At 74.2% G+C, this 10,466-nt stretch carries 8 protein-coding genes; 3 read left to right on the forward strand and 5 right to left on the reverse strand.

Going from position 1 to position 10,466, the window contains the following annotated elements; all coding sequences use genetic code 11:
• Positions 1–2: 2 nt before the first annotated feature.
• Complete coding sequence (locus tag ABZY33_RS14575; RefSeq protein ID WP_356491895.1) at positions 3–533, reverse strand: tripartite tricarboxylate transporter TctB family protein; 531 nt, start codon at positions 531–533, stop codon at positions 3–5.
• The gene (locus tag ABZY33_RS14580) at positions 530–1,513 is read right to left on the reverse strand and encodes a tripartite tricarboxylate transporter substrate binding protein (protein ID WP_356491896.1); all 984 of its coding nucleotides are present in this window, start codon (positions 1,511–1,513) and stop codon (positions 530–532) included. The genes ABZY33_RS14575 and ABZY33_RS14580 overlap by 4 nt, the downstream gene beginning before the upstream one ends.
• Before the next feature lie 139 nt (positions 1,514–1,652).
• On the opposite strand from ABZY33_RS14580, the gene ABZY33_RS14585 reads away from it, so the two are divergent.
• Positions 1,653–2,342, forward strand: a complete 690-nt coding sequence (locus ABZY33_RS14585; protein ID WP_356491897.1) for a response regulator — start codon at positions 1,653–1,655, stop codon at positions 2,340–2,342.
• A 235-nt stretch (positions 2,343–2,577) separates the two neighbouring features.
• The gene (locus ABZY33_RS14590; protein WP_356491898.1) at positions 2,578–3,597 is read left to right on the forward strand and encodes a lytic polysaccharide monooxygenase; all 1,020 of its coding nucleotides are present in this window, start codon (positions 2,578–2,580) and stop codon (positions 3,595–3,597) included.
• Positions 3,598–3,643: 46 nt separating this feature from the next.
• Here the strand turns inward: ABZY33_RS14590 and ABZY33_RS14595 are convergent, their stop codons facing one another.
• The 3 genes from ABZY33_RS14595 to ABZY33_RS14605 form a co-directional block, all read right to left on the reverse strand.
• Positions 3,644–4,522 carry an alpha/beta fold hydrolase gene (locus ABZY33_RS14595; protein ID WP_356491908.1) on the reverse strand — a complete coding sequence of 293 codons (879 nt, stop codon included), beginning with the start codon at positions 4,520–4,522 and terminating at the stop codon, positions 3,644–3,646.
• Between the two features lie 173 nt (positions 4,523–4,695).
• The gene (locus tag ABZY33_RS14600; protein ID WP_356491899.1) at positions 4,696–5,691 is read right to left on the reverse strand and encodes a hypothetical protein; all 996 of its coding nucleotides are present in this window, start codon (positions 5,689–5,691) and stop codon (positions 4,696–4,698) included.
• On the reverse strand, positions 5,688–9,131 hold the full coding sequence (locus ABZY33_RS14605) for a DNA polymerase III subunit alpha (protein WP_356491900.1): 3,444 nt from the start codon (positions 9,129–9,131) through the stop codon (positions 5,688–5,690). The genes ABZY33_RS14600 and ABZY33_RS14605 overlap by 4 nt, the downstream gene beginning before the upstream one ends.
• A gap of 150 nt (positions 9,132–9,281) precedes the next feature.
• Here ABZY33_RS14605 and ABZY33_RS14610 point away from each other — a divergent pair, with 150 nt between their 5' ends.
• Positions 9,282–10,349 carry a DUF3533 domain-containing protein gene (locus ABZY33_RS14610; RefSeq protein WP_356491901.1) on the forward strand — a complete coding sequence of 356 codons (1,068 nt, stop codon included), beginning with the start codon at positions 9,282–9,284 and terminating at the stop codon, positions 10,347–10,349.
• The last annotated feature ends 117 nt before the right edge of the window (positions 10,350–10,466 follow it).

A 10,466-nucleotide genomic window follows, 5' to 3' on the forward strand; every position in this document is an offset into this window, starting at 1 on the left:
CGTCACAGCGCTCCCATCAGGGGGCCGCCCGGCAGGGGAACTCCGAGCAGGTGGTCGAAGACGGCGTACGTGAGCAGGGAGAGTCCGGCGGCGATCAGCGGGTCCCGCTGGAGGTGGCGGCTGCCGAGGGCGTACGCGGCGCCCCAGAAGAGCAGGGCGCCGGCGACGGGGAAGCCGACCGGTTCGATGAGGACGGCGGTGGCGAGGAAGACCCCGGCGAGGAGGAGGACGGTGCGCCAGTCGGCGGGTTCGGACAGGTCGATGTCCTCGCCGCCCTCGGCCTCGCCCCGGCCGCCGCGCAGCACGTCGACGGCGAGCAGGACGGCGACCACCAGCAGGGCGGTGCCGACGACGAGCGGGACGGTCCGGGGGCCGACGGGTCCGCGCTGGGTCAGGTCGACGTCCATGGCGAGCGCGTCGGTGAGGACGAGGGCGCCGAGGGCGAGCAGCAGGACGCAGACGCCGAGTTCGGAGTGGTCGCGCAGCCAGGTCCGCCGGGTCCCGGGCGGCTCCTGGGTGTCGGTGGTGCTCACAGGCCCAGCTCCTTCAGTACGGACACCACGTTCTTGTCCTGGGCGGCCAGGAAGGTCCCGAAGTCGTCGCCGACGAGGAACGCGTCGTCCCAGCCGTTCTTCCTCAGGGACTGCTTCCAGGCGTCGGAGGCGTGCAACTCACGGATGAGCGCGGTGAGTTTGGCGCGTTGGGCGGCGGAGAGGCCGGGCGGGGCGACGATGCCGCGCCAGTTGGTGAAGTCGACCTCGTAGCCGGACTCCTTGAGCGTGGGCCCGTCGAGCCCGGGGACCCGTTCGGGTCCGGTGACGGCGAGGAGGCGCAGTTCGCCGCTCTTGATCTGGTCGAGGTACTCGCCGACGCCGGAGACGCCGAAGGCGACCTTGCTGCCGAGGATGGAGGCGAGGAGTTCGCCGCCGCCGTCGAAGGGGATGTAGTTGACCTTCCGGGGCGGGATGCCGGCGGCCCGCGCCATGAGCATGGGCGCCAGGTGGTCGGGGCCGCCGGGCGACGAGCCGCCGCCGACGGGCAGTCCGCCCGGGCTCTTCTTCCAGGCGTCGACGAGCTGCCCGATGGACCGGTACGGGGAGTCCTTGGCGACCACGACGACGTCCGGCTCCTCGGTGAGGCGGGCGATGGGGGTGGTGTCGCCGAGGGTCTTCGGGGAGTGGTTCGAGCGGGCCGCCCCGACGACGCCGAGGCCCATGGACATGGCGAGCTTGCCGTTGCCGTGCTCGCCGGCGAGGCGGGTGAGGCCGACGGTGCCGCCGGCGCCGGGCAGGTTGAACACCTCGATGTTGTGGGTCAGTCCGGCGTCCTCGGCGTTCTTGGCGACGGTGCGCGCCGTGATGTCGTAGCCGCCGCCGGGCGTGTTGGGGACCATGAGGCGCAGGCCGGGGATCCGGGTGCCGGTGTCGGCGCCGCTGCCCGTGGTGAGCAGGGGCGGCCCCACCAGGACGAGAGCCGCGGCCCCGAGCAGGGCGAGGGGGGTGCGCAGGCGCACGGGTGCCACCACCTGTCGGCTGGGGAGAGGGAACGGGGGTGTGAGGTGGCCCACATGTTGCCCATGGGTGAACGGCTTGTCTGCCTTCCGCGCTTAAGGAACGTTGTGGTCCTTGTGGTCGCGCACCTACCCTGCGCCAGTGACGAAGGTGCTGGTCGTGGACGACGACTTCATGGTCGCCAAGCTGCACAGCCGGTACGTGTCCGCGCTGGACGGTTTCGTGGTGGCCGCGGTGGCGCACACGGGCGCGCAGGCGCTGCGCGCCGCGGAGGCGGTCCGGCCCGATCTGGTGCTCCTGGACGTGTACTTGCCGGACATGGACGGCATCGACGTGCTGCGGGAGCTGCGGGCGGCGGAGGAGCGCGATCCTGCCCGCGCCCCGGTGGACGCGCTGTTCATCACCGCGGCGCGGGACGCGCGGATCGTGCGGGCGGCGCTGCGGGCCGGGGCGCTGCACTACCTGATCAAACCGTTCAACCAGGCGGCGCTGCAGGAGCAGTTGCGGCATGTGGCGGCGGTGCGGGCGCGGCTCGACACGCTCGACGAGGCGCGGCAGGAGGACGTCGACCAGATCTTCGGCGCGCGCCCGCCGGGCTCCCGGGAGCTGCCGAAGGGCCTGGCCGCGCACACCGCGGACCTGGTGGAGCGCACGCTGCGCGCCCATCCGCAGGGCCTGTCGGCCACGGAGTGCGCCCAGGAGGCGGGCTCCCTGTCCCGGGTGAGCGCCCGCCGCTACCTGGAGTTCTTCGCGGACACCGGCCGCGCCCGGGTGACCCTCCGCTACGGCGGCACGGGCCGCCCGGAACGCCGGTACCACTGGACGGCCTAGAGGGGAAGCGCCGCTCAGGGGCGCGGGGAACTGCGCGAGCGACCACGACGACGCGGCAGGCACCACCGGACCGCCTCCTCCAGGGTGCTGTGGCGTCCTTTCCTGAGCCCAGACTGAGCCGCGTCTTAAGCGCGCCATAAAGATCGACTCACCCCCCCGAACAGGGCGGATCCGCACCACTCCCCGGGCTAACTTCACTGCCACAACCCCCGTTCACCAACGCCCAGGAGCCCCCATGCCCACTCCGCGCAAAGTCGCCGCGCTGGCCGCCACGGCCGTGACCCCGCTCGCCCTGATCACCCTGTCGGCCACTCCCGCGGCAGCGCACGGCACGCTCGGCGACCCGGCCAGCAGGGTGGCGGCCTGTTACGCCGAGGGCGCGGAGAGCCCCACGTCGGCGGCGTGCAAGGCGGCGGTCGCCGCGGGCGGCCCGCAGGCCCTGTACGACTGGAACGGCATCCGGGACGGCGCGGCCGGCGGCAAGTCCCAAGAGCGCATCCCCGACGGCAAGCTCTGCTCGGCCGGCGCCGAGGAGTTCAAGGGCATGGACCTGGCCCGCGCCGACTGGCCCGCGACGCGGGTGACGGCGGGCTCGTACACCTTCAAGTACAAGGTGACCGCCCAGCACAAGGGCACGTTCAACCTCTATCTGACGAAGCAGGGCTATGACGCCTCGAAGCCGCTGGCCTGGTCCGACCTGGACCTGGCGCACCCGGTCGCGACGAAGACGGACCCGGTGGCCGAGGGCGGCTTCTACACCTTCTCCGGCACGCTGCCCGAGCGCACGGGCCGTCAGCTGGTCTACGGCATCTGGCAGCGTTCGGACAGCCCGGAGGCGTTCTACTCCTGCTCGGACGTGACGTACGGCGGGTCCGCCGCCGCCTCGGACCCGGCCCCGGCGGCCGCCCCGTCCGCGCCGACGGACGAGCAGATCGCGCGGGACGCCGACAAGTCGACGGTCGACCACGGCGGCATGGACATGAGCGGCGACGCCGCCGCGACGCACGACGCGCACGAGGCCCCCGCGTCGGCGTCCCCGGAGGCCGGCGGCGCGGCGGACGGCCCCGGCGCGGACGGCGGCGCGGATGGGCAACTGGCCGCGCAGGGCGGTGCGGAGAAGCTGGCCGAGACCGGCGGCGACTCCACCACCCCCTACATCGCGGTGGGCGGTGCGGCCGCCCTGGCCGTCGGCGCCGCGGGCCTGTTCGCCTCGGTGCGCCGCCGCGCGGTGACGGGCGGCCGGCACGGCCGCTGACCTGTCCGGCCTCGGGCGGCGACCCCCGGCCGCCGCCTCCTACAGGTCAGTTGAAGCAGTCGGTCGCGGTGGCGTGTGCGGGGTCCAGGGCGTTGGCGACCTCGTGGTAGGCGACGAGGTCGACGGTGCCGATGGTCACGTGCTCGGAGAGGTCGGCGGGGCACAGGTCCTGTACGACGACGTTGCGTACGCCGGGCCCGTCGAGGAACTGGGTGCGGTACGGGGTGACGACCTCGTCGTACTTGGTCGCGATGACGGTGTAACGGACGCCGGGCACGGTGTCGCCGCCCGCGTTGAGCTTCGTGACGAAGTCCGATCCGGCGATCTGGTCGGCGAGCGCGGGGGTGGCGAGTGTCAGCAGCGGTTCGATGCCGGGGAAGTAGGGCAGCAGCCCGGTCAGGCCGCTGAGGGTGGTGCCGTGGTTGTCGGGGGCGATGCCGACGAGCGCGTTCACCTCGGCGGCGCCGCCGAGGAACTTCAGGTAGTAGCGCGGCATCATGCCGCCCTGGGAGTGCCCGACGAGGTCCACCTTGGCTGCGCCGGTGGCCCCGCGGACCTTGCCGACGAAGGTGTCCAGCTGTCCGGCGGACTTCGCGATCGGCCCGAGCCCGTTGAAGAGGGGCACGCCGGGCAGCTGTCCGTAGTCGAGGGAGAAGACGCAGTAGCCGCGCCTGACCAGGTAGGGCGCGAGGACGAGCCAGTTGTCGACGGAGTTGCCGAACGTGCCGTGGACGAGGACGACGGGGCGCGGATGAGCGGCCGACGGCTGGCAGGAGTAGTCGTTCCAGCCGCTGTGGACGGCGGCGGGTGCGGCGTGGGCGACGGCGGCGGGGGTCACCGTCGCGGCGAGGAGACCGGCGACGACGGCGAGGGCGCGCACGGCCCGCCGCCCTCTCTTCCGGATGAGGGCGGCTGTGGGCAGCATCATGAAGCTCCTTGCGGCTCAGGGGAGTTGCAGGAGTTTGCTGTGCACGCGTCAAGTTACGCGTGAGTAGGTGAGACGTGAAGTTACGCGTCGGTAAAAATTTCCCGGCCGGGTTGCGCGATACTTCCCTGATGGCATGTCAGCAGCCTTATACACCGCGCTTGTTGAGCGCGTCAGGCCGCCAGGGACGCCGGCACGATCGCCCCCGGGCCGAACCGCGCCCGGGCCCGGTCGGAGACCGCCTCCAGCACCCGGGCCCGTTCGTCCACCGGGTCGAAGGTCAGCTGCCGGGGCGCCGTCCCGGCGGGGCCGAGCCCCTCCGCGCGCAGGGACACGCCCCGCACCCGGGCCCGTTGCAGGCCGAGCGTCTCGTACATCCGGTACGCGGCGGTGGCCAGGGCGACGGAGTGGGCGGTCGGCTCGGGCAGCGCCCGGCTGCGTACGGTCGAGGACCGGTCGGCGTAGCGGACCGTCAGGGTCAGCGAGCGGCACACCTGGCCCGCGTCGCGCAGGCGGGCGCCCGCCTCGTCGGCCGCGGCCAGCAGCGCGCGCCGGTGCCGGTACGGGTCCAACTCGTCGCGTACGAAGGTGCGTTCGGCGGCCAGGGAGCGGGCAGCGGCGTTCGGGGTGACCCGGGCGCGGTCGATGCCGCGCGCCTTTTCGTGCAGCTCGCGTCCGGTGCGCGCCGTGGTGAGCCGCTGCAGCGTGGACAGCGGTGCGGCGGCGAGCCGGCCGACCGTGTCGAGCCCGTACTCGCGCAGGGTCCGGGCGGTGGCGGTGCCGACGCCGGGCAGTGCGCCGACGGGCTGACCGGCGAGGAACTCCCGTGCGTCGTCCACCACATGGGTCACTCCGACCGTGGCCTCGCGCACGGCCATCCGCGCGGTCAGCGGTCCGGGCCCGGCGCCGATGACGCACTCCACGCCGTACAGGGCGACGGCCCGGACCCGGACGACGGAGGCGATCTGCCGCGCGTCGCGCCCGAAGTACCGGACGGCGCCGCGCAGATCGACCAGCGCGGAGTCGGGCGGCAGCGCCTCGACGGCCGGGCTGAATTCACCCAGGAGTGCGAGCAGCCGGGGCAGCCCGGTCTCCTGGGCGGGCGACAGCAGGAACCGTACGCACAGCACGCCGCCCGGCTCCGTGCGGCCGCGCTCCCGCGCGCTCATCCCGCACTCCCCGAACTGCGGTGCCACAGCGTGCGCCGGGGGCCCAGCCCGCCGTCGCCGGCCGGTTTGAGATCGGCCCAGGGGTACATCTCGTAGCCGTTGGAGAGCCGGATCCGGCGGTCGGTCCCGGCCGCCTCCCCGGCGCCGTCCGCCCCTTCGGTCCCGGGCGCCGGGGCGGCCATGCGCCGCGCCACCTCGTCGAGCCCCCGCTCCCGGTACACCTCCGTCAGCTCGGCCAGGTTCCAGGCCGCCGTACCGACCACGCTCATACTGCGCGGTCCGCGCCGCTGGACCGTGCCGCGCACGAGCAGCAGCCAGGAGTGGAAGACGGTGTGCGCGCACGCGGCGTGCGCGTCGTCGAAGAACGCGAGGTCGACCAGGCCCGTGCCGTCGTCGAGGGTGCTGAAGACGACCCGTTTCCCGGACCGGATCGGCGGGGTCTGGGTGGCCGCCTTGGCCCCGGCCACCAGCACGGTGGCCCCGTGCTCGGCCTCCCGCAGCCGCCGCGCCGACACCACGCCCAGTTCGTCCAGGAACTGCTCGTAGTCGCCCATGAGATGCCGCGACGCGTCCATGCCGAGCACCCCCAGCTCGGCGCTCATCCGTTCCGCGTCGCCGAGGTCGGGCAGCCCGGCCGAGGCGGTGCGCCGCCCACCGGTGAGCGGCAGTTGCTCGCCGCGCGAGCCGCGCCCGGAGCGCTGCAACTCCGTCAGGTGCAGTTGCAGGTCACGGCGGTTGGCGCCGAACGCGTCGAGCGCGCCGACCTGGGCGAGCCGGGTGGCGAGCGGCCGGCTGGGCCGGGCCCGCTGCCAGAAGTCGAGCAGCGAGGCGTAGGGCTGCCCGGCCGCGATCCGCTCGGCCTCCGCCTCGCTGATGCCGTAGACGTCGCAGAGCGCGAGCCGGATGCCCCAGGTGCCTTCGGGACGGTCCGGACCGGACACCAGTTCGATCCGATGAGCGACCGCGGACCGGTTCACGTCCAGCGGGAGCACCGGCACCCCCCGCCGCCGCGCGTCGGCGAGCAGCAGCCGCTTCGGGTACATCCCGGGATCGTGCGTGAGCAGCCCCGCGTAGAAGGCCGCCGGGTGGTGTGCCTTCAGCCACGCCGACTGGTAGGTGGGGACGGCGAAGGCCACGGCGTGCGCCTTGCAGAAGCCGTACGAACCGAACGCCTCCACGATCTCCCAGGTCCGCGCGATGGTGGCGGCGTCGTACCCGCGCGCCGCCGCGTGCTGGGCGAACCAGAACCGGATGCGCGCCTGCGACTCGGCGTCGGACAGGCCGCGCCGCACCCGGTCGGCCTCGTCGCGGCCGCACCCCGTCATGATGTCGACGATCTTGATGATCTGCTCGTGGAAGACGACGACGCCGTACGTCTCCCGCAGCGCGTCCGCCAGGTCCGGGTGCGGATAGCGGACCGGGGCCCGGCCGTGCCGCGCCTCGATGAACGGCCGCACCATGTCGGCGGAGACGGGGCCGGGGCGGAACAGCGAGATGTCCACCACCAGGTCGTCGAAGGTGGCGGGCTGCAACCGCCCCACCAGGTCGCGCTGGCCGGGCGATTCGATCTGGAAGCAGCCGAGCGTCTCGGTGGACCGGATGAGCCGGTACGTCGCCGGGTCCCCCTGCGGCACCGCGTCCAGGTCGACGGCGGTGCCGGTCGCCCGCTCCACCTCGCTCACGGCGTGCGCCATCGCCGACTGCATCCGTACCCCGAGCACGTCCAGCTTGAGCAGCCCGAGCTCCTCCACGTCCTCCTTGTCGAACTGGGACATGGGAAAGCCCTCGCCGCTCGTCGGCACGGTCGGCGTACGGGCGTGCAGAGAGGCGTCCGAGAGCAGCACCCCGCACGGGTGCATGGCGACGCCCCGGGGCAGCGCGTCGAGTGCTTCGACCAGCTCCCACAGCCGGGTGTCGGAGCCGAACTCCCCAGCGATCTGGCGCAGTTCGGGCAGTTCGGCCATGGCCGTGCGGGCGTCGCGGGCCCGGACGTGCGGGAACGCCTTGGCGATCCGGTCGATGTCCGCGGGGTCCATGGACAGGGCCGCGCCGACATCGCGGATCGCGTGCCGCACCCGGTACGTCTCCGGCATCGCGACGGTGGTGACGCGCTCGGCGCCGAACCGGTCGAGGATCGCGCGGTAGACGTCCAGGCGGCGCGCGGACTCGACGTCGATGTCGATGTCGGGCAGGACGGCCCGCCGCTCGGACAGGAAGCGCTCCATCAGCAGGCCGTGCTCGACGGGGTCGGCGTTGGCGATGCCGAGCAGGTAGTTGACCAGCGACCCGGCCCCCGAGCCGCGGGCCGCGACCCGGATACCCATGGACCGTACGTCGTCCACGACCTGAGCGACCGTCAGGAAGTAGGTGGCGAAGTCGTGGTGGGCGATGATGTCCAGCTCCCGCTGGAGCCGCTCCGCGTAGACCCGGTCGCCGGCGTGGCCGCGGCGGACCAGGCCGGCCGTCGCGCGCGAGGCGAGGACCCGCTGCGCGGTGCGCCGGCCCGCGCCCACGAGGTGCGGTTCGGGGAAGCGGACGGAGCCGATGCCGAGGTCGTCCTCGGGGTCGACGCGGCAGGCGTCGGCCGTGGACCGGGTCCGGTCGAGGAGCAGGTGGGCGGTCCCCCGGCGGAAGCCGGCCGCCTCCACGATCCGCTCGGCCTCGCGCAGCATGGCGTCGGGCCCCTTCAGCCACCGCTCCCCGCTGTCGAGTTCCTTGGCGGGGTCGACGGGGACGAGGCGGCGCGCGGCGTCCAGGACGTCGGCGACGGGGCCCGCGCCCGGGTCGGCGTAGCGGACGTCGTTGCTGAGGACGGGCCGGATCCCCTGCTCGGCGGCGAAGCCGACGGTGCGGGCGGCCAGCCGCAGCGAGCCGGGCCCGGTCCCGGTCCTGCCGTGGTGGACGGCTTCGAGGCGCAGGGCGTCGCCGTAGACCTCGCGCCAGGGGGCGAGCAGCGCGGCCGCCCGGTCGGGGCGTCCGGCGGCGAGCGCGCGGCCCACGTCCGAGGCGGGGCCGAGCAGCACGGTGAGGCCCTCGCCGTGGTTCTCCGCCCACGGCAGCCGGATGTCCTTGGGGTCGTCACCGGCGTGCGCGGCGGTGATCAGGCGGCAGAGCGCGGCCCAGCCGCGGGCTCCGTCCCGGGCGAGGAAGGTGGCCCGGGGTGTCGATTCGTCGACGAAGGCGCCGCCGCGCACGGGGGCCCTGCGGCGGGTGTCGCGCTCGGGGGCGCCCACCGCGAGCTCGGTGCCGAACAGCGGCCGCACCCCGTGCCGCGCGCACGCCTTGGCGAACCGGACGGCCCCGGCGACGGTGGAGCGGTCGGTGAGGGCGAGGGCGGCCATGCCCCGCTCGGCGGCGCGCTCGGCGAGCCGCTCCGGATGGGACGCGCCGTAGCGCACCGAGAACCCGGACACGGTGTGCAGATGCGTGAAGTCCACCACGCGCACCTCCAGCACCCTCGAACCAATCGGATCTCACCTCCCCCACCACCACCATAGACCAACTTTCGAACGCGTGTGCGACTGCCGATACGGGCACCCGTTCGGCCCACCCCGCCTGCACGACGGGGAGCCCCGCCGGAGCGTAGGGGCATGAAGTTCGCCGACGAGTTCAGATCCGCCGTCACCCCCCGGGCCGCCCTGCTCGTCATCGGCGTGCTCGCCCTCCAGCTGCTGTTCATCGCCTCCTACGTGGGGGCGCTGCACGATCCGAAGCCGAAGGACGTGCCGTTCGGCGTGGTCGCCCCGGCGCCCGCGGCCGCCCAGCAGACCGAGCAGCGCCTCGCGCGGCTGCCCGGCTCCCCGCTGGACCCGCGGGTGGTCGCCGACGAGAAGACGGCGCGCCGGCAGATCACGGACCGGAAGATCGACGGCGCCCTGGTCGTCGACCCGCGGGGCAGCAAGGACACGCTGCTCGTCGCGTCCGGCGGCGGCACGGTCCTGGCCAGTGGCCTCGAGACCCTCGCCACCAAGGTCGACGCCGCCGAGCGGCGGACCGTGCGGGTGGTCGACGTGGCGCCCGCCTCCGCGCACGACTTCGACGGGCTCTCCGCCTTCTACCTCGTGGTCGGCTGGTGCGTCGGCGGCTATCTGTGCGCCTCGATCATGTCGATCAGCGCGGGTTCCCGGCCGACGAGCCCGCAGCGCGCGGCGATCCGGCTCGGCGCGATGGCCCTCGTCTCGGTCGTCGGCGGCATCGGCGGCTCGCTCATCATCGGTGACACGATCCTCGGCGCGCTGCCCGGCTCCTTCTGGGGCCTGGCCGGGCTCGGCGCGCTGGTCACCTTCGCGGTCGGCGCGATCACGCTCGCCCTGGAGGAGCTGACCGGCATCGTCGGCATCGGCCTCGCCGTGCTGCTGATCGTCGTCGCGGGCAACCCGAGCGCGGGCGGTGCCTTCCCGCTGCCCATGCTGCCGCCGTTCTGGCGGGCGATCGGACCCTGGCTGCCGCCCGGCGCGGGCACCTGGGCGGCGCGCTCCATCGCCTACTTCCAGGGCAACGACGTCACGCACTCGCTGCTGGTCCTGTCGGCCTGGGCGGTGGTGGGGATCGTGGTGACGCTGCTGGTGCCGGCCGTGCGCGAGCGCGGCCGGGGCGGCGCGCGCCGCGGCGGCGGGGGCACCGGGAGCGGCTCGACGCACGTCGGCGTGGCCTCCTGAACCCGCCCCGGCCCGGGCACGCACGGCGCCCCGCCACCGTCCTCACGGTGGCGGGGGGCCGGGGGGGGAGCGGGCGGGGCCGGGGCGGCGCCGAGCTCGGCACCGAGGGGGGCGAGC

Source organism: Streptomyces sp. NPDC006552 (assembly GCF_040611655.1).
Taxonomy (GTDB): domain Bacteria; phylum Actinomycetota; class Actinomycetes; order Streptomycetales; family Streptomycetaceae; genus Streptomyces.